At 68.5% G+C, this 22,154-nt stretch carries 23 protein-coding genes; 17 read left to right on the top strand and 6 right to left on the bottom strand.

Annotated elements, in window-relative coordinates; translation table 11 throughout:
* Positions 1-39: 39 nt before the first annotated feature.
* Together FG154_RS02580 and FG154_RS02575 are read right to left on the bottom strand one after the other, a co-directional pair.
* The gene (locus FG154_RS02580) at positions 40-624 is read right to left on the bottom strand and encodes an HD domain-containing protein (RefSeq protein WP_145104066.1); all 585 of its coding nucleotides are present in this window, start codon (positions 622-624) and stop codon (positions 40-42) included.
* Positions 621-1,280 (bottom strand): alpha/beta hydrolase, encoded by a 660-nt coding sequence (locus FG154_RS02575; RefSeq protein ID WP_145104064.1) that lies wholly within the window; start codon positions 1,278-1,280, stop codon positions 621-623. Before FG154_RS02575 ends, FG154_RS02580 begins: the two co-directional genes overlap by 4 nt.
* A 154-nt stretch (positions 1,281-1,434) precedes the next feature.
* On the opposite strand from FG154_RS02575, the gene iscR reads away from it, so the two are divergent.
* From iscR to FG154_RS02525, 10 genes are all read left to right on the top strand, one after another.
* Positions 1,435-1,902 carry a Fe-S cluster assembly transcriptional regulator IscR gene (gene iscR, locus FG154_RS02570; protein WP_145104062.1) on the top strand — a complete coding sequence of 156 codons (468 nt, stop codon included), beginning with the start codon at positions 1,435-1,437 and terminating at the stop codon, positions 1,900-1,902.
* A gap of 81 nt (positions 1,903-1,983) precedes the next feature.
* Positions 1,984-3,030 carry a cysteine desulfurase family protein gene (locus FG154_RS02565; protein ID WP_145104060.1) on the top strand — a complete coding sequence of 349 codons (1,047 nt, stop codon included), beginning with the start codon at positions 1,984-1,986 and terminating at the stop codon, positions 3,028-3,030.
* 75 nt (positions 3,031-3,105) lie between these two features.
* Complete coding sequence (gene sufB, locus FG154_RS02560; protein ID WP_145104058.1) at positions 3,106-4,635, top strand: Fe-S cluster assembly protein SufB; 1,530 nt, start codon at positions 3,106-3,108, stop codon at positions 4,633-4,635.
* Positions 4,636-4,650: 15 nt separating this feature from the next.
* Complete coding sequence (locus tag FG154_RS02555) at positions 4,651-4,830, top strand: hypothetical protein (RefSeq protein ID WP_145104057.1); 180 nt, start codon at positions 4,651-4,653, stop codon at positions 4,828-4,830.
* 13 nt (positions 4,831-4,843) lie between these two features.
* Positions 4,844-5,155, top strand: coding sequence for a heavy metal-binding domain-containing protein (locus FG154_RS02550; RefSeq protein WP_145104055.1), 312 nt, complete (start codon positions 4,844-4,846; stop codon positions 5,153-5,155).
* A 9-nt stretch (positions 5,156-5,164) separates the two neighbouring features.
* The gene (gene sufC / locus FG154_RS02545; RefSeq protein ID WP_145104053.1) at positions 5,165-5,923 is read left to right on the top strand and encodes a Fe-S cluster assembly ATPase SufC; all 759 of its coding nucleotides are present in this window, start codon (positions 5,165-5,167) and stop codon (positions 5,921-5,923) included.
* On the top strand, positions 5,923-7,206 hold the full coding sequence (locus tag FG154_RS02540) for a SufB/SufD family protein (protein ID WP_145104051.1): 1,284 nt from the start codon (positions 5,923-5,925) through the stop codon (positions 7,204-7,206). Before sufC ends, FG154_RS02540 begins: the two co-directional genes overlap by 1 nt.
* Complete coding sequence (locus FG154_RS02535) at positions 7,207-7,686, top strand: YIP1 family protein (protein WP_011909318.1); 480 nt, start codon at positions 7,207-7,209, stop codon at positions 7,684-7,686. It begins immediately after the preceding gene.
* Positions 7,683-8,261: a Yip1 family protein gene (locus FG154_RS02530; RefSeq protein ID WP_145104049.1), complete on the top strand. Its 579-nt coding sequence runs from the start codon at positions 7,683-7,685 to the stop codon at positions 8,259-8,261. The genes FG154_RS02535 and FG154_RS02530 overlap by 4 nt, the downstream gene beginning before the upstream one ends.
* Positions 8,262-8,269: 8 nt before the next feature.
* Positions 8,270-9,490, top strand: coding sequence for a cysteine desulfurase (locus tag FG154_RS02525; RefSeq protein ID WP_145104047.1), 1,221 nt, complete (start codon positions 8,270-8,272; stop codon positions 9,488-9,490).
* 12 nt (positions 9,491-9,502) lie between these two features.
* On the opposite strand, the gene cbiB is transcribed toward FG154_RS02525, so the two are convergent.
* Positions 9,503-10,438 (bottom strand): adenosylcobinamide-phosphate synthase CbiB, encoded by a 936-nt coding sequence (gene cbiB, locus FG154_RS02520; protein ID WP_145104045.1) that lies wholly within the window; start codon positions 10,436-10,438, stop codon positions 9,503-9,505.
* A 206-nt stretch (positions 10,439-10,644) separates the two neighbouring features.
* Between cbiB and FG154_RS02515 the strand changes: the two genes are divergently transcribed.
* The gene (locus FG154_RS02515; protein WP_145104043.1) at positions 10,645-10,863 is read left to right on the top strand and encodes a helix-turn-helix domain-containing protein; all 219 of its coding nucleotides are present in this window, start codon (positions 10,645-10,647) and stop codon (positions 10,861-10,863) included.
* 42 nt (positions 10,864-10,905) lie between these two features.
* Here FG154_RS02515 and FG154_RS02510 read toward each other — a convergent pair whose 3' ends face one another.
* Positions 10,906-12,762: an ABC transporter ATP-binding protein gene (locus FG154_RS02510; RefSeq protein ID WP_145104041.1), complete on the bottom strand. Its 1,857-nt coding sequence runs from the start codon at positions 12,760-12,762 to the stop codon at positions 10,906-10,908.
* A 145-nt stretch (positions 12,763-12,907) separates the two neighbouring features.
* On the opposite strand from FG154_RS02510, the gene FG154_RS02505 reads away from it, so the two are divergent.
* From FG154_RS02505 to FG154_RS02495, 3 genes are all read left to right on the top strand, one after another.
* Positions 12,908-14,224, top strand: coding sequence for a 4Fe-4S binding protein (locus FG154_RS02505; RefSeq protein WP_145104039.1), 1,317 nt, complete (start codon positions 12,908-12,910; stop codon positions 14,222-14,224).
* Positions 14,225-14,524: 300 nt separating this feature from the next.
* Positions 14,525-14,854 (top strand): hypothetical protein, encoded by a 330-nt coding sequence (locus FG154_RS02500; RefSeq protein WP_145104037.1) that lies wholly within the window; start codon positions 14,525-14,527, stop codon positions 14,852-14,854.
* Between the two features lie 75 nt (positions 14,855-14,929).
* The gene (locus tag FG154_RS02495) at positions 14,930-17,428 is read left to right on the top strand and encodes a cation:proton antiporter (RefSeq protein WP_145104035.1); all 2,499 of its coding nucleotides are present in this window, start codon (positions 14,930-14,932) and stop codon (positions 17,426-17,428) included.
* 148 nt (positions 17,429-17,576) lie between these two features.
* On the opposite strand, the gene metG is transcribed toward FG154_RS02495, so the two are convergent.
* Together metG and FG154_RS02485 are read right to left on the bottom strand one after the other, a co-directional pair.
* On the bottom strand, positions 17,577-19,295 hold the full coding sequence (gene metG, locus FG154_RS02490) for a methionine--tRNA ligase (protein ID WP_145104033.1): 1,719 nt from the start codon (positions 19,293-19,295) through the stop codon (positions 17,577-17,579).
* A gap of 107 nt (positions 19,296-19,402) precedes the next feature.
* A complete protein-coding gene (locus FG154_RS02485) occupies positions 19,403-19,999 on the bottom strand; it encodes an ImuA family protein (protein WP_145104031.1) in 597 nt (198 codons plus the stop codon).
* A gap of 108 nt (positions 20,000-20,107) precedes the next feature.
* Between FG154_RS02485 and FG154_RS02480 the strand changes: the two genes are divergently transcribed.
* From FG154_RS02480 to FG154_RS02470, 3 genes are all read left to right on the top strand, one after another.
* Positions 20,108-21,148 carry an aldo/keto reductase gene (locus FG154_RS02480; protein ID WP_145104082.1) on the top strand — a complete coding sequence of 347 codons (1,041 nt, stop codon included), beginning with the start codon at positions 20,108-20,110 and terminating at the stop codon, positions 21,146-21,148.
* A gap of 82 nt (positions 21,149-21,230) precedes the next feature.
* Positions 21,231-21,662, top strand: coding sequence for a hypothetical protein (locus tag FG154_RS02475; RefSeq protein ID WP_145104029.1), 432 nt, complete (start codon positions 21,231-21,233; stop codon positions 21,660-21,662).
* Positions 21,650-22,153, top strand: a complete 504-nt coding sequence (locus FG154_RS02470; RefSeq protein WP_145104028.1) for a lipocalin family protein — start codon at positions 21,650-21,652, stop codon at positions 22,151-22,153. The genes FG154_RS02475 and FG154_RS02470 overlap by 13 nt, the downstream gene beginning before the upstream one ends.
* Position 22,154 lies beyond the last annotated feature (1 nt).

Here is a 22,154-nt window from a genome sequence, read left to right as displayed (position 1 = left end):
CCCGCTGGAGAAAAGCCCGGTATGCCAAGGTATACCGGATCAGCCCGCGGGGGCGTCGAAATAGCGCCGGGTGAGGGCGCGGACATGGTCCCAGAGGCGCGGCGCGCCTCGGGCGATCTTGACGCCGACGCGTGCGTCGAGCTGTTCGGAGCTTACCCCGAAATCGCGCCAGGTGCCGCCGCCGGACTCGAGATTCTGCATCACCGGCTGCACCCGGTCGATGGAGCGGGCGAAGATCGCATCGGGCGAAACGCCCTCTTCGAACTCATCCCACAGCGCCCGGAGGGTTCGTGCCTGATCCTCGGGCAGAAGGCCGAAGAGTCGGTCGGCCGCCGCGGATTCCGCCTCGGCCACCGAAGCCGCATCGTGGCTGCCGTGGATCGGCGTGTCGCCGCAGTCGATCTCGACGAGGTCGTGGATCAGCAGCATCTGCAGGACGCGCTCGATCCGCACCTCGGGCTGCGCCTGATCAGCCAGCACGAGGGCGTAGAGCGCGACATGCCAGGAATGTTCGCCCGAATTCTCGCGCCGCGAGGCGTCGCAGAGCGTGTTGGCGCGCAGGACCGATTTCAGCCGGTCGGCCTCGGCCAGGAAAGCAAGCTGCCGGCCGAGACGATCGCTCACCGGGATACCTCGGTGAGCCGCCGCTTCACATAGTCGGACACCTTGGCGACCATCGGGTTCATGTGCGCCTCTTCGTCCTTGAAGAAGTGGTCGGCACCCTCGATCTGCTCGTGGGTGATGGTGATGCCCTTCTGCTCGTGCAGCTTGTTCACCAGCGCGACGGTATCCTTCGGCTGCGCCACGCGGTCGGCGGTGCCGTTGATGATCAGGCCCGACGAGGGGCAGGGCGCCAGGAACGAGAAGTCGTACATGTTGGCCGGGGGCGCCACCGAGACGAAGCCCGTGATCTCGGGCCGGCGCATCAGGAGTTGCATCCCGATCCAGGCGCCGAAGGAGAAGCCCGCCACCCAGCAATGCTTGGCGTTCTGGTTCATCGACTGAAGGTAGTCGAGCGCCGAGGCCGCATCCGACAGCTCGCCGATGCCCTGATCGTACTCGCCCTGCGACCGGCCGACGCCGCGGAAATTGAAGCGCAGGACTGTGAATCCCAGCCGGTAGAAGGCATAGTGAAGGTTGTAGACGACCTTGTTGTTCATCGAACCGCCGAACTGCGGATGCGGATGCAGAACGATGGCGATGGGAGCGTCACGGTCCTTCTGGGGGTGGTAGCGGCCTTCGAGCCGGCCCTCTGGGCCTGCGAAAATGACTTCGGGCATCGCCTCGCCTTGCCTGTTTCTTCCGGGCGTATTCTTGACAAAAACGCTCGGGCAAATTAGAACCATTCCACCTGGGCGGAGGAGCCGCCCCGGAACCGTAACGAGTTAAGCGGCCTGCCGCTTGGCGTCAATGGATTTGGCGGAAACCGAAAAGATGAAACTCTCGACCAAGGGTCGGTACGCGATGGTGGCGCTGGTGGATCTGGCCCTCGCGCAGAAGTCGGGCAACGAGCTTGTCTCGCTTGCCGAGGTCTCGAAGCGGCAGGACATCTCGCTGCCCTATCTGGAACAGCTTTTCGTCAAGCTGCGGCGGGCGGGGCTGGTCGAGGCGGTGCGCGGGCCGGGCGGCGGATACAAGCTGGCGCGGGGTGCGGAGGAGATCCGCGTCAGCGAGATCATGGAAGCGGTGGAAGAGACGGTGAATGCGATGCATACCGGCGCTGGTGCAAGTGGAGGCGTTTCGGGTTCGCGTGCACAATCCTTGACCAACCGGCTGTGGGAGGGGCTGTCGGCGCATGTCTATGTCTTCCTTCACCAGACCCGTCTGTCGGACATCATCAAGAACGAGATGCGTCCATGTCCGGCGGTGCCGGCACTGTTTCGAGTTGTTGTCGAGGATTGAGCGGTTGGTGTCGCGGCCGGTCGCCGGGGGCTGCCGCCCCCGGACCCCCGCGGATATTTCCGCGAGAATGAAGGGTGAAGGGTGAGGTCGCGCATCTATCTGGACTGGAACGCCACGGCACCGCTGCGCCCCGAGGCGCGGGCGGCGATGGCCGCGGCGATGGATCTGGTCGGCAATCCCTCGTCCGTCCATGCCGAGGGGCGGGCCGCGAAGGCGCTGGTCGAGCGCGCGCGGGCGCAGGTGGCGGCGGCCCTGGGGGCCGAGGGTGCGGATGTCGTCTTCGTTTCGGGCGCGACCGAGGCCGCGGCGCTGGCCTGTGCCGGTCGGGGCCTGCTGTGCGCCGGTGTCGAGCATGAGGCGGTGTCGGCCTGGTGTGCGGCGGAGCTGCCCGTGGGTGCGGACGGGCGCGTGACCGTGGCCGAGCCTGCGCGCAGTGCGGTGCAGCTTGCCAATTCCGAGACCGGGATCCTGCAGGATCTGCCCGAAGGGCTGGCCGTCTCGGACCTGACGCAGGCCTTCGGCAAGGTGCCCTTCGCCTTCAACTGGCTCGGCTGCGCTATGGGATTCGTTTCGGCGCACAAGATCGGGGGGCCGAAGGGGGTGGGCGCTCTGGTGATCCGGCGCGGGCTTGATCTGGAGGCGCGGCTGAAGGGGGGCGGGCAGGAGATGGGGCGCCGGGCCGGGACGGAGAACCTGATTGGAATCGCGGGGTTCGGGGCCGCGGCGGAGGCGGCGGCGCGCGATCTGGCGGGCGGCGCATGGGAGCCTGTCCTTCAACTTAGAAATATTCTAGAATTGGCGTTGTGCGAGGGCGGCAAAGGAAGTATTTCTGTCGGGAAAGCGGCCCGTCGGCTTCCGAACACGCTCTGCCTTGTCACGCCCGGCTGGAAGGGCGAGACGCAGGTGATGCAGATGGATCTTGCGGGATTCGCCGTCTCGGCCGGCTCGGCCTGTTCGTCGGGCAAGGTCAGGGCGAGCCGGGTGCTGCGGGCGATGGGGCTGGACGAGACGGCCGCCGCTTCGGCGCTGCGGGTTTCGATCGGGCCGGGAGTGACGGAGGCCGAGGTGATGCGCTTCGCCGAAGCCTGGCTCCGGGCGCGCGACCGGCACAGGGCCCGCGCCGCCTGATCGATCGGGCCGCCCCGCGGGGGCGGTGCAAGAGGCAAGACGGGGCCGCGCCCCTTGGAACGGAGACTGAGACCGATGGCGACACTGGAAGAGACCGTGGTTCCCGAGGTCCGCGACGGAGTCGATCGCGAGACGATCGAGACGGTCCAGGCGATGGCCGGCAAGTACAAGTACGGCTGGGAAACCGAGATCGAGATGGATTTCGCCCCCAAGGGGCTGAACGAGGACATCGTCCGGCTGATCTCGAGGAAGAACGATGAGCCGGAGTGGATGACCGAATGGCGGCTGGCGGCCTATCGGCGCTGGGTGCAGATGGAAGAGCCTCGCTGGGCGATGCTCGACTATCCCGAGATCGACTACCAGGACCTCTATTACTACGCCAAGCCCAAGAGCATGGAGGTGAAGCCGAAGTCCCTGGACGAGGTCGATCCGAAGCTGCTGGAGACCTACAAGAAGCTGGGCATCCCGCTGAAGGAGCAGGCGCTTCTGGCCGGGGTCGAGGGCGCCGACGGCCCGGACGCGCCGCGTCAGGTGGCGGTGGATGCGGTGTTCGATTCGGTCTCGGTCGGCACCACCTTCAAGGCGGAACTGGCCAAGGCCGGGGTGATCTTCTGCTCGATCTCGGAGGCGGTGCGCGAGCATCCCGAGCTGGTGAAGAAATATCTCGGCTCCGTCGTGCCGCAGTCGGACAACTATTTTGCGACGCTGAACTCGGCGGTCTTTTCGGACGGCTCGTTCGTCTATATCCCGCCGGGCACCCGCTGCCCGATGGAGCTGTCGACCTATTTCCGCATCAACGCCGAGAACACCGGCCAGTTCGAGCGCACGCTGATCATCGCCGACAAGGGCGCCTATGTCAGCTATCTGGAAGGCTGCACCGCGCCCAAGCGCGACACCAACCAGCTTCACGCCGCGGTGGTCGAGATCGTGGTGCTGGATGACGCCGAGGTGAAATATTCCACGGTGCAGAACTGGTATCCGGGCGACGAGGAAGGCCGGGGCGGGATCTACAACTTCGTGACCAAGCGGGCCGACTGCCGCGGCGCGCGCTCGAAGGTGATGTGGACGCAGGTCGAGACGGGCTCGGCGATCACCTGGAAATACCCCTCCTGCATCCTGCGGGGCGACGACAGCCAGGGCGAGTTCTATTCGATCGCCATCGCCAACAACGCCCAGCAGGCCGACACCGGCACCAAGATGATCCATCTGGGCAAGAACACCCGCTCGCGCATCGTGTCCAAGGGGATTTCGGCCGGCAAGGCGCAGAACACCTACCGCGGTCTGGTGTCGATGCACCCCCGCGCCACCAACAGCCGCAACTACACCCAGTGCGACAGCCTGCTGATCGGCGACAAGTGCGGGGCCCACACGGTCCCCTACATCGAGGTCAAGAACAACTCGAGCCGGGTCGAGCACGAGGCCACCACCTCGAAGGTCGATGACGACCAGCTGTTCTACTGCCGTTCGAGGGGCATGGACGAGGAAGAGGCGGTGGCCCTGGTGGTGAACGGCTTCTGCAAGGAAGTGCTGCAGGCCCTGCCGATGGAGTTTGCCATGGAGGCGCAGGCGCTGGTCGCCATCAGCCTCGAGGGGAGCGTCGGGTGATCGCGGCGCCGGCCCATGAGTCCCTTTGCGGTGCAGGCGCTGATCCTCGGCACGGGCGTGGGCGCGGGGCTCTGGCTCGTCTGGTGGCGTGTGGGGCAGCCCGCGGGCCTCAGGCGCTGGGGCATGGCGCTGGCGGCGGGGCTCTTCTGCGGGGCGGCCTCGTTCGTGATCTCGCGCGCCATCGCCTCGGTCTGACGGGGGCGGGGCGATGATCGTGACCACCAGCCCCCGCGTCGAGGGCCATCAGATCGCCACCTGCCACGGCCTCGTGACGGGCGAGGCGATGCCGGGCGCCAACGTGATCCGCGACCTCTTCGCCGGGATCACCGATGTCATCGGCGGGCGCTCGGGCGCCTGCGAGAAGGAACCGGGCCGCGCCCGCATGACCGCGCTGTCCGGGATGGAGCAAGCCGCGCGGGCCACGGGCGTGCATGCCGTCGCCGGTGTCGATCTCGATTGCGAGGTCATCAACAACATGCTGATGGTGTCGGCCTCCGGCACCGCCGTCACCATTGCCTGAGGAAGAAAGATGCTCGAGATCAAGAACCTGCACGTCAAGCTTGAAGAAGAGGACAAGGTGATCCTGAAGGGGGTCAACCTGACGGTCGAGGCCGGCAAGGTCCATGCGATCATGGGGCCGAACGGCTCGGGGAAATCGACGCTGTCCTATGTGCTCGCGGGGCGCGACGGCTATGAGGTCACCGAAGGCTCGGCCACGCTCGACGGCGATGAACTGCTGGAGATGGAACCCGAGGAGCGGGCGGCGGCGGGCCTCTTCCTGGCCTTCCAGTATCCGGTCGAGATCCCGGGCGTGGGCAACATGACCTTCATGCGGACCGCTCTGAACGCGCAGCGCAAGGTGCGGGGCGAAGAGGAAATGAGCGCGGGCGAATTCCTCAAGCTCGTGCGCGAGAAGGCCAAGGCGCTGAAGATCGACGCCGACATGATGAAGCGCCCGGTCAATGTGGGCTTCTCGGGCGGCGAGAAGAAGCGCAACGAGATCCTGCAGATGGCGGTGCTGGAGCCCAGGATGTGCATCCTCGACGAGACCGACTCGGGCCTTGACGTGGACGCGCTGAAGCTGGTGTCGGACGGTGTGAACGCACTGCGCGACGCGGGCCGCGGCTTTCTCGTGATCACCCACTACCAGCGGCTGCTCGACCACATCCAGCCGGACGTGGTGCATATCATGGCCAATGGCCGGATCGTGAAGACCGGCGGGCCGGAGCTTGCGCTCGAGGTCGAGAAGAACGGATACGCCGACATCCTGGCGGCGGAGGAGGCGTGATGGCCGAGGCTCTGCCGAAGGAGGATCTGCTGGCGGCGCGGATCGCCGGCCTGTCGTTCCCCAACGAGGGTTGGCAGGCGCCGGCCCGGTTCGACGCGCTGGCGCGGCTGACCGCCATGGGCCTGCCGGGGCGGCGCGACGAATACTGGCGCTACACCGATCCCGCCAGCTTCAACCGCGCCGAACCGCTCGCGGCCGCCACCTTCGACGACGACGGCGAGGGAATGGTGTTCGAGGGCATCGACCGGCTGAGGCTCGTCTTCGTCGATGGGGTCTTCGATGCCGCGGCCTCGGATCCGCTGGCGCTCGATCATGTCGAGATCGGGCTTCTGTCGGCGGCGCAATCCGACATCCACTGGGCGCGCGAGCTTTATGGCGTGCTCGAGGCGCGCGGGCAGGTGCCGGTGAAGCGGCCCTTCGCGGCGCTGAACACGGCCTTCGCGACCGAAGGGGTCCTGATCCGGGTTACCGGCTACGTTCCGCGGCCGATCGCGCTGATCTACATCCATTCCTCCGACACGTCGGACGCGATGCTGCACCATTGCATCCGCGTCGAGAGCGAGGCGGACGTGACCATCCTCGAGAGCGGTCCGGCGGCGGCGCGCTTCACCAAGGTGATGGAAGTGGATGTGGCCGAGGGCGGGCGCTTTCACCATATCCGGGCGCAGGGCCGCGACCATGACCGGCGCGCCTCGACCCACATCTTCGCGCGCGTCGCGGGCAAGGGGCTCTTCAAGTCCTTCACGCTGACAGCCAATGGCGTGATGACCCGCAACGAGGCCGTGATCGAGCTGGTGGGCGACGAGGCCGTGGCCCATGTCGCGGGCGCGGCGGTGGGCGACGGGCGCTTCCACCACGACGACACGGTGTTCGTCACCCACGAGGGCGAGTGCTGCGAAAGCCGCCAGGTCTTCAAGAAGGTGCTGAAGAACGGCGCCACCGGCGTCTTCCAGGGCAAGATCCTGGTCAAGCCCGGCGCGCAGAAGACCGACGGTTACCAGATCAGCCAGTCGCTGCTGCTGGACGAGGACTCGGTGTTCCTCGCCAAGCCCGAACTCGAGATCTACGCCGACGACGTGAAATGCTCGCACGGCTCGACCTCGGGGGCGATCGACGAGACGGCGCTCTTCTACCTCCGCTCGCGCGGGGTGCCGCTGAAAGCCGCACAATCGCTTCTGGTGCTTGCCTTCCTCGCCGAAGCCATTCAGGAAATCGAGAACGAGGAAATCGCCGAGGACATCCGGCAGCGGCTGGAGAACTGGCTGGCGCGTCACGAGCATTGAATGGCTGTTACCACCGACATCGTCCAGAGCTATCGCCACCCCCGCACCGTCATCCGGCGGTATCTCGATGCCGGTGAGAACGAGGGGCGGGCGCTTGTCATCCTGATGGGCGCCTGCCTGCTGATCTTCGTGTCGCAATGGCCGATCCTGGCGCGGCAGGCCTATCTCGACCCCTCCCAGCCGCTCGAGGCGCGGATGAGCGGGGCGCTGATGGGCACGGTCTTCCTGCTGCCGCCGATCTGCTACGGGATCGCGGCGCTCAGCCATCTGGTCGCGCGGCTGTTCGGCGGCCGGGGCAGCTTCTTCGGTGCGCGGCTGGCGCTGTTCCTCGCGCTGCTCGCCACGGCGCCGCTCATGCTGCTGAACGGCCTTGTTGGCGGCTTCATCGGTGAAGGGACGGGCGTGCTGATCGTGGGTTTCCTCGTACTGGGCGGTTTCCTCGCCATCTGGCTTTCCATGCTGGTGGAGGCCGAGCGATGAGCCTCTCACTCGGCGATCTGCTGCGCCTGGCGCGCTTCACCGTCACCAGCCCGCGAGAGGGCGCGCGCGCCCTCATGGCGATGGGCCTGCCGATGGAGGCGCGCTGGATCGCGCTGGTCCTGACGGCGGTCGGCGCGGCGCTCGTGACCTTCATCGGTCTCACGCTTCTGCCGCAGGACGTGCGGCGGCTGATCGGAGACGACCTGCCGAGCCCGCTCTTCAGCGCGGGGCTTCAGGTCGGGCTGCTGGCGGTATCGGCGGGGCTTATCTACCGGATCGGGGTCTGGCGCGGCGGGCGCGGCAGCTTTCCCGATGCGGTCCTGCTTGTGGCCTGGCTGCAGTTCATCCTGCTCTGCCTCGAGGTGATCCAGCTTGCGGCGCAGCTCATCCTGCCGCCCTTCGCGGATCTGCTGGGCGTGGTGGGGATCGTGCTCTTCTTCTGGCTTCTGACCCATTTCGTGGCCGAGCTGCATGGCTTCACATCCACCGTCGCCGTGCTTGGCGGCATCCTGCTCACGCTCTTCGGCATGGCCTTCGTGCTGGCCGCGATCCTGATGCCCTTCCTGGGCGGCTGAGGTTTTCCATGTTCGACGTCGACGCCATCCGGCAGGACTTTCCGATCCTCGCGCGCGAGGTGAACGGCAAGCCGCTCGTCTATCTCGACAACGGCGCCTCGGCCCAGAAGCCGGCCGCGGTGATCGAGGCGATGAACCTCGCCTACAGCCACGAATATGCCAACGTCCACCGAGGGCTGCACTACCTGTCGAACCTCGCGACCGACAAGTACGAGGCCGTGCGCGCGACCATCGCCACCTTCCTCAACGCCCCTTCGCCCGAGGAGATCGTCTTCACCACGGGAACCACCGAGGGGATCAACCTCGTCTCCTACGGGTGGGCCGCGCCCCGGCTTCGGCCCGGTGACGAGATCGTGCTCTCGATCATGGAGCATCACGCCAACATCGTGCCCTGGCACTTCCTGCGCGAGCGGCAGGGCGTGGTGCTGAAATGGGTCGATGTGGATCAGAACGGCGACCTCGATCCGCAGGCGGTGCTGGATGCCATCGGGCCCAGGACGAAGCTCGTGGCCGTCACGCACATGTCGAACGTGCTGGGCACGGTGGTCGATGTGGCCGCAATCTGCGCGGGTGCACGCGAGAAGGGCGTGCCGGTGCTGGTGGACGGTTCGCAGGCGGCGGTGCACATGCCGGTCGATGTCAGCGCCATCGGCTGCGACTTCTACGCCATCACCGGCCACAAGCTCTACGGTCCCTCGGGGTCGGGCGCGATCTGGATCCGCTCGGACCGGATGGAAGAGATGCGCCCCTTCATCGGCGGCGGCGACATGATCCATGAGGTGACGCGCGAGACGGTCACCTACGCCAAGCCGCCCATGAGGTTCGAGGCCGGCACCCCCGGCATCGTCCAGCAGATCGGCCTCGGCGTCGCGCTGCATTACATGATGAACGTGGGCATGGCCGAGATCGCCGCGCACGAGCGCATCCTGCGCGATCACACGCGGGACCGGCTGGCCGCGCTCAACTGGCTGGATGTGCAGGGCAACTCGGCGGGGAAGGGAGCGATCTTCTCCTTCACCATCCGGGGAGGCGCGCACGCGCACGACATCTCGACCGTTCTCGACCGCAAGGGGGTGGCGGTGCGGGCCGGCACGCACTGCGCCATGCCGCTGATGCAGCATTACGGGCTCGGCGCCACCTGCCGCGCCTCCTTCGCCATGTACAACACCACCGACGAGGTGGACCGGCTGATCGAGGCGCTGGAACTCTGCCACGACCTGTTCGGCTGAGACGGCCCTGACTCAGGCGGCCGCCACCAGCAGGAACAGAAGCGCGAGCAGCCCCATCCCGCGGCGATAGAGGGCGAGGCCTTGCCGCAGCTCGGCGGCGCCAGGGTCGGGGGCGCCTGCGTTGAGCCAGGGCTCCGCCGACACCCGGTCGTCATAGATCCGCGGGCCCGAGAGGCGCACGCCCAGCGCACCCGCCATCGCGGCCTCGGGCCAGCCCGCGTTGGGCGAGCGGTGGGCGCGGGCGTCCCACCGCATTGTCGCCAGCGCCTTTCGGGGACTGCGCGAGACGAGGGCGAACAGCACCCCCGTCAGCCGCGCCGGGATCAGGTTCACCCAGTCATCCGTCCGCGCCGAGGCCCAGCCGAAGGCTTCGTGCCGCGGCGTGCGATGGCCGATCATGGAATCGAGTGTGTTGATGGCCTTGTAGGCCGCGATCCCCGGCAGGCCGAACAGCAGGCCCCAGAAGAGTGGCGCCACGATCCCGTCCGAGCTGTTCTCGGCCAGGCTTTCAAGCGCGGCGCGCGCCACGCCCGCCTCGTCGAGCTGCGCGGGATCGCGGCCCACGATCATCGAGACCGCCCGCCGCGCGGCCGGCAGGTCGCCCCGGCCCAGCGGGGCGGCCACCGCCTCCACATGCTCGTGCATCGAGCGGAGCGCCACGAGGGGCCAGGCGAGGAGCCCGGTCAGAACCGCCCCGACAAGACCACCGGGCAGGAGCGTCTGCACCAGCGCCGCGGGCAGGGACGCGGCCAGCACCGTAACCCCCAGGGCCGCGACGCCCGCACGCCGGCGTTGAGCCTCGGTGCCCCGGTTCCACCGCGAATCGAGGGCCGAGATCAGCCGACCCATCCAGACGACCGGATGGCCGATCCGGGCGTGGATCCGGTCGGGCCAGCCGAGCGCCGTGTCCGTGGCCATCGCCACCAGCATCGCACCCGCGTGGAACATGCATCTACCCTCGATCCGGGGTGGCCGGAGGGCCTCCCGCTCCCCGCCTTTCAGGGAAAAACCTGCCTTCTGCAAGCGGCGATCCATCCGTTCGTCGGCAGGACTGTCGGTTTGGGCAAGTCGATTTCGCCACAAAAAGAGGTATGAAGAGGCTACGAAAACGAAGTGCTAGAAGTAACGTGTCTGTCGTCTCCCGGAGCGCCCCGATGCCGCAAATCCATCACCGCGATACCGCCCGTCTGGTTCGGCACGGGCGTTGGGTCCTCGGCCTTTCGCAAGAGGATTTCGCGGCGCGTGTCGGCCTCGACCTGACGGATGTTCGCGCGCTGGAAGCCGGCCGGCCCGGCTCCAAGCTGGCCTCGGGCGGGGCGCTCGAGACGCTGCTCGCGGCGGGCCTGAACGGCATCCCCGCCGGCCGCGGCTGATCCCCTTCCCATCGCCTGTCCCAAGCGCACCTTCGGGTGCGCTTATCTGTATCCGGCGGCCTGCAGTTCGAACAGTTCGGCGTAGCGCCCCGGCCGCGCCACCAGTTCGTCATGGGTGCCGCTGGCATCGACCCGGCCGTTCGCCAGCACGAGGATCCGGTCCGCCATCCGCACCGACGAGAAGCGGTGCGAGATCAGAACCGCTGTCCGTCCGGCCGACAGTTCCTTGAAGCGCTGGAAGACCTCGAACTCGGACCGCGCGTCGAGCGCGGCCGTGGGCTCGTCGAGGATGAGCACCTCGGCATCGCGCATGTAGGCGCGGGCGATCGCGAACTTCTGCCACTCGCCGCCCGAGAGGTCGATCCCGTCGCGGAACCGCTTGCCGAGCATCTGGCCGTAGCCGTCCGGCATCCGCGCCACGATCCGGTCGGCGAGGCTGCGGCGCGCGGCTTCCTCGATCCGCGCAGGCTCATCCCGGGCCTCGATCCGGCCGACGGCGATGTTTTCGCCCGCACTCAGCGAGTAGCGAACGAAGTCCTGGAAGATCACCCCCATCGCGCCGCGCAGCGCCACCGGATCGAAGCTGCGCAGGTCCTGCCCGTCGAGCAGGATGCGCCCCTCATCGGGATCGTAGAGCCGCGCCAGCAGCTTCACGAGCGTGGTCTTGCCGGCGCCATTCTCGCCCACCAGCGCGAGCGTCTCGCCAGCCCTCAGCGTGAAGGACAGGTCGCGCACGGCCCAGCTCTCGGCCCCCGGATAGCGGAACCCCACGCCCTCGAAGCGAAAGCCCTCGCGGATGGGGCTTGGCAGGGCCCGCGGCTCGGCAGGGGGCAGGATCGTGGGCTTCTGGCGGAAGAAGCCGAAGAGATCCTCGAGATAGAGCGCCTGCGAGGCGGTGGTCGAAAAGCCGGTGAGCAGCCCCTCGACAAGGCCGCGCAACCGGAGGAACGACCCCGCAAGGAAGGTGAGGTCCCCGATCGACAACCGCCCGGTGAGGGTGGCGCCGATCATCCAGAGATAGGCGAGGTAGTAGCCCGCCGTCCCCAGCGCGCTGAAGAGCGTGCCCCAGGCCGCGCGCGCCGAGGCGATGCGCCGCCGGGCACGGTAGAAGCTCTCCGAGAGGGTGCGGTAACGCTCGATCAGGAAGGGGGCGAGGCCGAAGATCTTGATCTCCTTGGCTGTCTCCACGCCGGCCGCCGTCACGCGAATGTAGTCCAACTCGCGCCGCTCGGGCGTGCGGCGGAAATCGAGATTGTAGTTCTGCGCGTTGAAATGCGCCTCGCCCAGAAAGGCCGGGACCAGCGCCGCCACGAGGAGCAGGATGAGCCAGGGGTTGTAGAGCACGAGGCCCCCGGCCAGCGAGGCCACCGTCACCCCGTCCTGCATCAGCGTGAGGATCTGTCCGGTCAGCGTCATGCGCCCGCCGGACTGCCGCCGGGCCCGCTCGAGCCGGTCCTGGAACCCCGCATCCTCGAAGGCGGCAAGGTCGAGGCTGGCCGCGTGATCCATCAGCCGCACCGACGAGGCCATCGTCAGCCGCTCGGTCAGCAGCGTGTCGATGAGCCCTCCGAGCCGACCGAGCAGGTCCGACAGGATCGCGAGCAGGAACTCGGCCCCAAGAAGGAGGACGAGCGTGCTGGTGCTGTCCGTGCCGATCCAGCCGAGCGGTCCCGCCTCGGGCGCAGGCGTGGCGGCAAGGCGCACGACCTCGTCGATGATGAGCTTGCCGAACCAGAGCGCCGTCACCGGGATCAGCGCCCGCACCAGCCGGACGAGCAGGCTCAGGACCAGCAGTCCCGGGCTGGCCTGCCAGACCATCCGCAGAAAGGGCGGCACGTTGCGCAGCGCGGCCCAGCGGGCGCGGAAGCCGGGAAGGTCGGGGGCGGGATCGGATCTCATCGGCGGACCTTTGGCCGCTTCTGCGGCAGAGTCAAACCGCCCCGCGCCGTCGCGGCGTGCGCCCGCGTGCCTGCCGCTGCGGCCCTACGCCGCAAGTCGCCGGGTCGCCTTTCGCCCCCCGTGGAGGGAAGCCTAGAAGGCGGCCATGATTCACGCCCCCCTCCAGATCTCTTCGGCCGGTGCCGGAGCGGGTCGCCTGCCGTGGCCAGAGCGGCTCGGCCTGTGGCTGCGCGACCATCAGCGGCTGGTGGGGCGCCTGCAATGGGGGATGGTGGCCCTTTATCTGCCGCTGGTGTTCCTGCCGCCGTTCCTGCCCGATACGGGGCAGGGGGCTCAGGTCGGCGCCACCTTCACCCTGTTAGCCCGGATCCTGCTCTGGGGGTTCTGGCTTCCCGGAGTGCTGGTGTCCGTCCTGGTCCTGGGCCGGCTCTGGTGCGGGCTTCTCTGTCCCGAGGGTGCGCTGACGGCGGCCGCCTCGCGCCATGGGCGTGGCCACGCCATCCCGCGGTGGATGAAATGGCCAGGCTGGCCGTTCGTGCTGTTCGCCGCGGTGACGGTCTATGGGCAGATGATCTCGATCTACGACAACCCGCGGGCGGTGGCGCTGATCTTCGGGCTGACGACGGGTTCGGCCCTGCTGGTGGGCTGGCTCTACGGCAAGGAGAAGCGGGTCTGGTGCCGTTTTCTCTGCCCGATGAACGGGCTCTTCGCCATGCTCGCCAAGCTGGCGCCCATGCACTACCGCGTCGATGCCCGCGCGTGGGACGCCTGCAGCCCGGCGCGCGCGCGCGGCATGCGCTTCAACTGCGAGCCGATGGTGCCCGTCCGCACGATGGAGAGCGCCTCTCCCTGCCACATGTGCGGCCGCTGCGCGGGCTTTCGCGGTGCGGTGCGCCTCGAACTGCGGGGGTGGGGCGCGGAAGTGACGAGAGCGCCCGGTTCGCCCGCCGAGAGCCTGCTTGTCATCTCCGGCCTGATCGGTCTGGGCTCGGCCGTCTTCTGGTGGCCGCACGCGCCCTGGCTTGGCGCCCTGACGGAGACCCTGGCGATGGAGCGGCCGGCGCCCTGGTTCCTGTTCGCCGCCGCAGGCCCTGGCATGACGATGGGCGAGGGGGTGGCGCTTCTCCTGACGCTGGCGGTCCTTGCGATTACCCTGTCGGCGGTCGTGGCCCTGCCCCTTGCAGTGGCCGATCGCGGTCAGGGCCGCTTTCACCGCCTTGCCCTGACGCTCCTGCCGCTCGCGGCCGGGGGGCTCATCGCAGGCTTCGCGCGGAGCGCCTGGGCCTTCCTGCCGCCCCACGCCGCACCGTTCGACGCGCGCCTGGTCTGGAGCGGCCTTCTTCTCGTCTCGGCCGTCTGGTCCCTGGGCCTCGCCCGGCGCCTTCCGGGCGGCGCCGTGCGCGCTGTCGGTGCGGCGGTGGTGATTCCCGTCACCGGATGGTTGCTGGTGATCTGGTCATGACCCGCTTAGTCCGATTGGCGGAAACAATGGCCGCAGGTGCAGGGTGCGAACAGGTGCCGCAGGTCCGGCAAGTGCGGTCTTTATCCCTCCGCAGGGCAACAATGCCCGCTTTGCCGAGGCCCTGCACCATCGACGGGGCCAGTCGCCAAGGAGTTGGGCACAAGTTGGCTGTATGGTCAAAGGGCCGCGTCATTTTGTCGCTTGCCATGCTGCCCCGCTCCTCGGGTAAGGTGCACGGGATGGCAGTTTTTAATTTAGATTTGAATGGACTTAGGGGGAGTAACGGTGGACGGAAGCAAAATGGACGAACGCATGACCGCCTCGCGCCGGTTTCATAGCGTTGCCCAACTCCGGGAGCTTCTACTTGGACTCGAGCATGATCTGGGAATATCCGATCTGTCGCGCAATGAACTGGACGTGCTCTATGCGGTGAAGCTCCTCGGCGATTCAGAGGAGTCTATCGTCCGTTCGGATGCGATCCGGCGCCATTCTCTCTGCAGCGCCATCGCCACGCCCACCTTCCACCGCGCCCTGCGCTCGCTGGTGGAAAAGGGCTTCGTCGATCACGCGCCCATGACCAAGGCACGGGCCTACAAGCTGGGCAGCCGCGCCGCGCAGATCGCCCACTGAGGCCGGCGGTCACGGTCAACAGGAAGTGCGCGGTGGCGGGTTTTCCCCGCACCGCGAACCGCCTATCAGAGACCCATGACCATTGTCCTGCTCGTCACGGCCCTGGCGGCCCTGTTCATCGTGATCGCCGCCTGCGAGCCCGTCGCCGCACGGCTGAGGCTGCCCTTCACGGTGGTTCTGGCCGTGGTGGGAGCCGCGCTCGGAACGCTCGCGCTCTGGCTTCAGCGCAGCGGCGTGGCGGCCACCTTTCCGCCCGAAGTGGCCGAGCTGCTCTCGCTGCCGATCCGCTCGAGCGTCTTTCTCTTCATGTTCCTGCCGACGCTGCTGTTCCAGGTCTCGCTGAGCCTGAACATCCGGCGGATGATCGACGACTGGGTGCCGATCCTCGTGATGGCCGTGGTGGCGGTGCTGGTCTCGACGCTGGCCATAGGCTTCGCGCTGCAGCCCTTCAGCTCGATGTCGCTGGCCGCCTGCCTGTTGCTCGGCGCCATCGTCTCGACCACCGATCCTTCCGCGGTCGTCTCGATCTTCCGCTCGATCGCCGCCCCGCAGCGGCTGACGCGGATCGTCGAGGGCGAGAGCCTGCTGAACGACGCCGCGGCCATCGCGCTCTTCGGCTTCTTCCTGACCTTCGTCATGGCCGGCGTGCCCGATCCGACGCTGCGCGACGCGGTCGTCCAGTTTCCGCTGCTGATCGTCGGAGGGGTCGCGCTCGGCTACGGCATGGCCCGCGTCGCGCTGTCGCTGATGACGCGCATGGCGTCCCACCCCACGGCGCAACTCTCGCTCAGCCTCGCGCTGCCCTACCTCACCTATGTCCTGGCCGAGCAGGGGCTGCAGGTCTCGGGCGTGATCGCGGTGGTGACGGCGGGGATCGCCATGAACCTCGCAGGCCCCGGCCGCCTCAGCCCCGCCACCTGGAAGCTTCTCAGCGACACATGGGAGATGCTCTCGCACTGGGCGGGCTCCCTCATCTTCATCGTGGCCGCGCTCCTCATCCCGCGGCTGATCGGGCGCGCAACGGAATGGGATCTCGTGCTGATCGGGGTGGTTGCGCTGGCGGCGATCGTCGCGCGCGCGGTGATGCTGTCGGGGCTGCTGCCGCTTCTGACCCGGCTCAACCTCTCGCCCAAGGTCGAGCGTCCCTACCGCGTGGCGATCCTCTGGGGCGGGCTGCGGGGCGCCGTGACGCTGGCGCTGGCGCTGGCGGTGACCGAGAACCCGATGGTGCCGCCGCATGTCAAGCGCGAGGTGGGCATCCTCGCCACCGGATTTGTCCTGTTCACGCTGATGGCGCAGGGCACGACGCTCCGGTGGGTGATCCGGCGGCTCGGCCTCGCGCGGCTGACGCCGCTCGATCTGGCGCTCTCGAACCAGGTGATCGCCGTCGCGCTGCAGAACGTCCGCGAGGAAGTGGCCGCCACCGTGCGCGAGCGCGAGCTTGACCCGCAGATCGTGCGGGCCGAGGCCAAGAGCTTCGGCCAGAGGCTGACGCGCGCGGTGGAGCTGGCCGATGACAGCGCCGACGACATCCCGGATCGCGACCGGATCACGCTGGGGCTCCTGGCGCTGGCGGGGCGCGAGCGGGATGCGATCCTGGCCGCCTTCCGCCAGCAGATCATCCCGCCCCGCCTCGCCGAGGCCATGCTGGTTGATGTGGACCGCCTGATCGAACGGACGCGCCTGCAGGGCCGCGACGGCTACCGCTCGGCCGGCCGGCTCGCGCTCGGCTACGGGCGGCGGCACCGGGTGGCCGTCTGGGCGCACAACCGGCTGAAGATCTCGCGCTGGCTGAGCCAGCTCACCTCGGACCGGTTCGAGATGCTGCTGACCCAGCGGCTGATCCTTGGCGACCTGCACAAGCTGATCGACGGCAAGATCCGCCGCATCCACGGCCGGCGGGTGGCCGAGATCCTGCATGAGATGCTCAAGCGCCGCGAGGACGAGACCGAGCAGGCGCTCGAGGCGCTGCGCCTGCAATATCCGGGCTATTCCGGCGAGATGGTGCGCAGCTTCATCCGCAGGACCGCGCTGCAGCTGGAACTGCGCGAATACGAGACGCTGCGCGATGACGGCCTCATCGGGCAGGAGCTGTTCATGACGCTGCGCCAGCGCATCCAGATCGCGCGCGGCAAGAAGGAGCGGCGGCCGCGGCTCGATTTCGCGCTGCAGAAGTCCGAGCTGGTGCGCCAGTTCCCGCTCTTTGCCGAGATGGAAGAGGATCAGCTGCGCGTGCTCGAGCGGCTGCTGCAGACCGTCTATGTCCGGCCGGGCGACGTGCTCCTGCGCCGGGGCGACGTGCCGCGCAAGGTCTTCTTCATCGCTTCCGGCGCCGTGGAAAGCGACGTGGCGGGGCAGAAGGTGCGCCTGGGGCGCGGCGAGATGTTCGGCCAGCTCGCGATCCTGACCCGCAAGGCCCGCCGCGCCCAGGTGACCGCGATCAGCCACGGCACGCTCCTGAGCCTCGACGAGACCCGCTTCCTGGAACTCCTGCGCCGCAACAAGACCCTGCAGCAGGCCGCGGTGGAAAGCGCCGCGCGCCGCAACGTGACCATCGACCTCAGCGCGATCTGACGCCGGTCACGCCTGTGCAGCCCTCCCGTAGCCCGACGGGATGTGCCTTTCAGTCTCGTTCAAATATCCTCGGGGGGAGTCCGGCCGAAGGCCGGGCGGGGGGCAGACGGCCCCCCTTCTTCGCCCCGCGGCCGACCGCGCCCGCGTCTCAGGTGCGGACGCCGGCAAAGCGGGTCTGCCACTCGGCCCGCTCCTCGTCGGTGATCTTGCGGAAGAGCACGTCCGGCGTCGTGAAGGCATGGCCCGCCGGCAGCACGGTCAGCGCCTGCGCGATGTCGGTCGGCCAGCTCCAGTCGTCGCAGTTCAGCGAGGCCATGGTCGAGGCCGCCGCATCCGGGATGAAGGGCCGCGAGATCACGGCATAGAGCCGGATCAGGTTCAGCGAAAGCCGGATCATCGCCTGCGCCCGCTCGGGGTCGGTCTTGACCACCGTCCAGGGCGCGGCGGATTGCAGATATTCGTTCCCGGCCACCCAGAGCGCGCGCAGCTCGGTCGCGGCTTTGCGGATCTCCATCGCCTCCATGCAGGATTCGTAGGCGGCCAGCCGCTCCTGCAGTTCGGCGATCAGCTGCTGCTCGCGCTCACCGATCTCGCCCGCTTCGGGCACCGTCTCGCCGAATTTCGAGCGGCAGAACTTCGTCACGCGGCTGACGAGGTTGCCCAGAACGTCGGCCAGATCCTTGTTCACCGAGGTCTGGAAGTTCTCCCAGGTGAACTCGCTGTCCGAGTTTTCCGGCGCGTGGGACAGAAGCCACCAGCGCCAGTAGTCGGCCGGCAGGATCGACAGGGCCTGGTCCATGAACACGCCGCGGCCCTGGCTGGTCGAGAACTGGCCGCCGTCATAGTTCAGGTAGTTGAAGGACTTGATGTAGTCGACCAGCTTCCACGGCTCGCGCGAGCCCATGATGGTGGCGGGGAAGGAGAGCGTGTGGAAGGGCACGTTGTCCTTGCCCATGAACTGCACATAGCGCACGTCCTCGGCGCCCTTGTCGGTGCGCCACCAGCGTTCCCAGTCGGCCTCCGTCTTGCCGTTGGCGTCGGCCCATTCGGCGGTGCCCGCGATATATTCGATCGGCGCGTCGAACCAGACGTAGAAGACCTTGCCCTCCATCCCCGGCCAGGGCTGATCGCCCTTTCTGACCGGCACGCCCCAGTGCAGGTCGCGCGTGATGCCGCGGTCCTGCAGGCCGTCGCCGTCATGCAGCCACTTCTTCGCGATCGAGGTGGTCAGCACCGGCCAGTCGGTCTTGCTGTCGATCCAGGCCTCGATCTCGTCCTTCAGCGCGCGCTGGCGCAGGTAGAGGTGCTTGGTCTCGCGCACCTCGAGATCGGTCGAGCCCGAGATCGCCGAGCGCGGGTTGATGAGGTCGGTGGGATCAAGCTGCTTGGTGCAGTTCTCGCACTGGTCGCCGCGGGCCTTGTCATAGCCGCAGTTCGGGCAGGTGCCCTCGATGTAGCGGTCGGGCAGGAAGCGGTTGTCGGCGACCGAGAAGACCTGCCGCTCGCTGACTTCCTCGATGAAGCCGTTCTCGGCGAGTTGCCCCGCGAAATGCTGGGTCAGCCGGTGGTTCCGCGCGCTCGACGAGCGGCCGAAGTGGTCGAACGACAGCCGGAACCCCGCGGCGATCTCCTTCTGGATCTCGTGCATCTCGGCGCAATAGTCCTCGACCGGCTTGCCGGCCTTGGCGGCGGCGAGTTCCGCCGGCGTGCCGTGCTCGTCGGTGGCGCAGATGAACATGACCTCATGGCCGCGGCCGCGCATGTAGCGGGCGTAGAGATCGGCCGGAAGCTGGCTTCCGACGAGATTGCCCAGGTGCTTGATCCCGTTGATATAGGGGATCGCCGAAGTGATGAGTATCCGCGCCATGCCCAGAAATCCCTGTGTCCCGACCGCGCGCTGTTTAGCGCCGGACGCACGCGAGGGCCAGAGGATGATTGCGCGGCCGGCGCATCGGGTTGCCCTGCGGGCCGGGGTCAGTCGGGGGCGCGGCTCTCGATCTCGAGCCCCTGGCGCGCGCGGCGCAGGAACCAGCCCGCCGGCGGCTCCATCCGAGCGCGGAGCCGGCCGAGCCGCCAGCGCCCGCCCGGCGCGGGGGCAAGCTGCCAGCGCGTCTCGATCCCCGTCGCGCCGCCGGCCGGCGTGAGCAGCAGGCCGATCGGCGGATCGGCTCCGGCCGCCGCGGCGCCGGCTTCGGCGGCCAGATGCAGACGGCGCACCGGCGTCAGCGGCGGCGGTTCGGGCAGTTCGGCCACCACCAGCGGCACCGCGCCCGACCGCAGCGCCTCTTCCATCGACCAGAGCAGATCCTCGGGCCGCCGGGTGCGGGCGAGGATCAGCCGGCCCGGTTCGGCAAAGGCGCAGACCCCGTCGGGATAAAGCCGCTCGGGCCGCCATCCGGCATGGATCCAGACCACCGGCCCCCGCATCTCGGCCATCAGCAGGATCGCGAGCAGCCGCCGCGCGGGGCCGCAGAATTCATGCACCCTTCCCCGTGCGAGCGAGAGATCGCCCACCAGCCGCTGCATCGGCCGCACCCGTGCGCCATGAGGGTCGAGAAGCTGAGTCGTCATGCGCCAAGCCTTGCATGTTCGCCATGTGTTCTCAATCCCTCTGGCCGGGGAAACCTTGCCATCGCGGGCAGGTGGGCTAGGCTGCATCCGCAGAAAAGGAGCCCCATGATGAAGCTGATCCCGCTGGGTCGCACCGACCTGACCGTCTCCGAATTCTGCCTCGGCACGATGACCTGGGGCAGCCAGAACAGTGAGGCCGAGGCTCATGCCCAGATCGATCTCGCGCTCGATCAGGGGGTGAATTTCCTCGACACGGCCGAGATGTATCCCACCAACCCCGTCCTGCCCGAGACGGCCGGCCGGACCGAGACGATCATCGGAAACTGGCTGGCCGCGCGCGGCGGGCGCGACCGGATCGTGCTTGCGAGCAAGATCACCGGCGAGGGCAGCCCCGCCGTCCGCGACGGCGAGCCCGTGACGCCGGCGAGCCTCCGCCGGGCCCTCGAAGGCGCGCTCGGGCGGCTGAAGACCGACCATGTCGATCTTTACCAGATCCACTGGCCGAACCGCGGCTCCTACCATTTCCGCAAGATGTGGAGCTACACGCCCCCCGCCGGAGCCGAGGCCGTGCGCGAGAACATGCTCGCCGTGCTCGAGGAGGCGCAGGCGCTGGTGGCCGAGGGCAAGGTGCGCCACATCGGCCTGTCCAACGAGACGGTCTGGGGGGCGGCGCAATGGCTCTCGCTGGCCGACCGGCACGGGTTGCCGCGGATGGCGACGATCCAGAACGAATATTCGCTCCTCTGCCGGCAGTTCGACACCGACTGGGCTGAGCTGTCCGTGCTCGAGGAGATGCCGCTTCTGGCCTATTCGCCGCTGGCGGCGGGGCTTCTGTCGGGAAAATATGCGGGCGACGTGACGCCGGACGGTTCGCGGCGCGAACGCAACGCGACCTTGGGCGGGCGGGTCACGCCCACCGTCTTCGAGGCGGTGGCGGGGTATCTGGGCATCGCCGCGCGTCACGGGCTCGATCCCTGCCAGATGGCGCTGGCCTTCTGCCGCACGCGGCCCTTCCCGGTGATCCCGATCATCGGCGCGACGTCGCTCGACCAGCTGCGGACCAACCTCGGCGCGGCGCGGCTGGTGCTCGATCCCGAGGTGCTGGCCGAGATCGCCGCCGCGCGCCGCGCCTGGCCCGCGCCCTTCTGAAAGCCCTTGCAGAGGCGCCCGCCTTCGCGTCCTTTGGCCCGGAGGACGGGCGGGCCGCCCCTGGGGGACGAAACGAGACGACATGCGCCGATCGCTCTTCCTTGTGGCGTTGATTGCGCTGGGCGCATGCAGCCTCGGCTCCGGCTCGGGCGGGGACGATGCCCGGTCGCTGGCGACGCCAGCCGTCGAGGAGACGGCGCTGGCCGAGCCCGAGGCGGCGGCCGCCGTGCCCGCCCCCCCGGCGACGGCCCCGAGCGAGGCCGCCCCGCCACCTGTGGCAAGATCCCCGAGCCAGCTTGCCTGCGAGGCAAGCGGCGGGCGCTACCTGAGCGTGAAGGCGCTTTTCACCTGCGTCAGAACTCCGCGCGATGCCGGCAAACGCTGCACGCGCGAGTCCGACTGTTCGGGCCGGTGCCTCGCCCGCTCGCAGAGCTGTGCGCCCTTCGACCCGCTCCTGGGCTGCAACGACATCCTGGACAATGAGGGGCGGAGGATCACGCTGTGTCTCGACTGAGGCTTCTGCCCCTGCTGCTGCTGGCCGCCTGCGCATCCCGCGCGCCGGAACCCCCTCCGGCCAGCTTCCGCGATGCGGGCCAGCCGATCTGGTCGAACGCGGTGTTCGAGCCGGCGCGCATCGCGGGCGAGTGGCGCGAGGTGGCGGCCTTCGCGCCCCCCGGCGCCTGCCGTCCCGGCGGTGCCTCGATCCAGCCCGCGGCGGCCGGACTCGAGATCCGCGGACGCCTCTGCCTTGGCGGGCGCGAGACCGCGCTTGCCGGTCCGCTGGACGTCACCGGGCCCGGCCGGCTTCTTCCTGCGGGGGGAACCGAGCCCTGGTGGGTGCTGTGGGTGGATACGGACTATCGCACCCTTGCCATCGGCACGCCTTCGGGCCGGTTCGGCTTCGTGCTGAATCGGGGCGGGCCGCTGCCGCCCGACCGTCTGACCGCAGCCCGCGAGATCCTCGAATGGAACGGCTACGATCCGGGGCGGTTGGTCCTGTTCTGAC

This window comes from Cereibacter sediminicola (genome assembly GCF_007668225.1).
Classification (GTDB): Bacteria; Pseudomonadota; Alphaproteobacteria; order Rhodobacterales; family Rhodobacteraceae; genus Cereibacter_A; species Cereibacter_A azotoformans.
This window is presented reverse-complemented; position numbering and strand designations above follow the sequence as displayed.

Bases quoted from the DNA above. Each gene is read 5' to 3' on its own strand.
- FG154_RS02575 (WP_145104064.1), bottom strand. From the start codon at position 1,280: ATGCCCGAAGTCATTTTCGCAGGCCCAGAGGGCCGGCTCGAAGGCCGC.
- iscR (WP_145104062.1), top strand. From the start codon at position 1,435: ATGAAACTCTCGACCAAGGGTCGGTACGCGATGGTGGCGCTGGTGGAT.
- sufB (WP_145104058.1), top strand. From the start codon at position 3,106: ATGGCGACACTGGAAGAGACCGTGGTTCCCGAGGTCCGCGACGGAGTC.
- FG154_RS02555 (WP_145104057.1), top strand. From the start codon at position 4,651: ATGAGTCCCTTTGCGGTGCAGGCGCTGATCCTCGGCACGGGCGTGGGC.
- FG154_RS02550 (WP_145104055.1), top strand. From the start codon at position 4,844: ATGATCGTGACCACCAGCCCCCGCGTCGAGGGCCATCAGATCGCCACC.
- sufC (WP_145104053.1), top strand. From the start codon at position 5,165: ATGCTCGAGATCAAGAACCTGCACGTCAAGCTTGAAGAAGAGGACAAG.
- FG154_RS02540 (WP_145104051.1), top strand. From the start codon at position 5,923: ATGGCCGAGGCTCTGCCGAAGGAGGATCTGCTGGCGGCGCGGATCGCC.
- FG154_RS02535 (WP_011909318.1), top strand. From the start codon at position 7,207: ATGGCTGTTACCACCGACATCGTCCAGAGCTATCGCCACCCCCGCACC.
- FG154_RS02530 (WP_145104049.1), top strand. From the start codon at position 7,683: ATGAGCCTCTCACTCGGCGATCTGCTGCGCCTGGCGCGCTTCACCGTC.
- FG154_RS02525 (WP_145104047.1), top strand. From the start codon at position 8,270: ATGTTCGACGTCGACGCCATCCGGCAGGACTTTCCGATCCTCGCGCGC.
- cbiB (WP_145104045.1), bottom strand. From the start codon at position 10,438: ATGTTCCACGCGGGTGCGATGCTGGTGGCGATGGCCACGGACACGGCG.
- FG154_RS02515 (WP_145104043.1), top strand. From the start codon at position 10,645: ATGCCGCAAATCCATCACCGCGATACCGCCCGTCTGGTTCGGCACGGG.
- FG154_RS02510 (WP_145104041.1), bottom strand. From the start codon at position 12,762: ATGAGATCCGATCCCGCCCCCGACCTTCCCGGCTTCCGCGCCCGCTGG.
- FG154_RS02505 (WP_145104039.1), top strand. From the start codon at position 12,908: ATGATTCACGCCCCCCTCCAGATCTCTTCGGCCGGTGCCGGAGCGGGT.
- FG154_RS02500 (WP_145104037.1), top strand. From the start codon at position 14,525: ATGGACGAACGCATGACCGCCTCGCGCCGGTTTCATAGCGTTGCCCAA.
- FG154_RS02495 (WP_145104035.1), top strand. From the start codon at position 14,930: ATGACCATTGTCCTGCTCGTCACGGCCCTGGCGGCCCTGTTCATCGTG.
- metG (WP_145104033.1), bottom strand. From the start codon at position 19,295: ATGGCGCGGATACTCATCACTTCGGCGATCCCCTATATCAACGGGATC.
- FG154_RS02485 (WP_145104031.1), bottom strand. From the start codon at position 19,999: ATGACGACTCAGCTTCTCGACCCTCATGGCGCACGGGTGCGGCCGATG.
- FG154_RS02480 (WP_145104082.1), top strand. From the start codon at position 20,108: ATGAAGCTGATCCCGCTGGGTCGCACCGACCTGACCGTCTCCGAATTC.
- FG154_RS02475 (WP_145104029.1), top strand. From the start codon at position 21,231: ATGCGCCGATCGCTCTTCCTTGTGGCGTTGATTGCGCTGGGCGCATGC.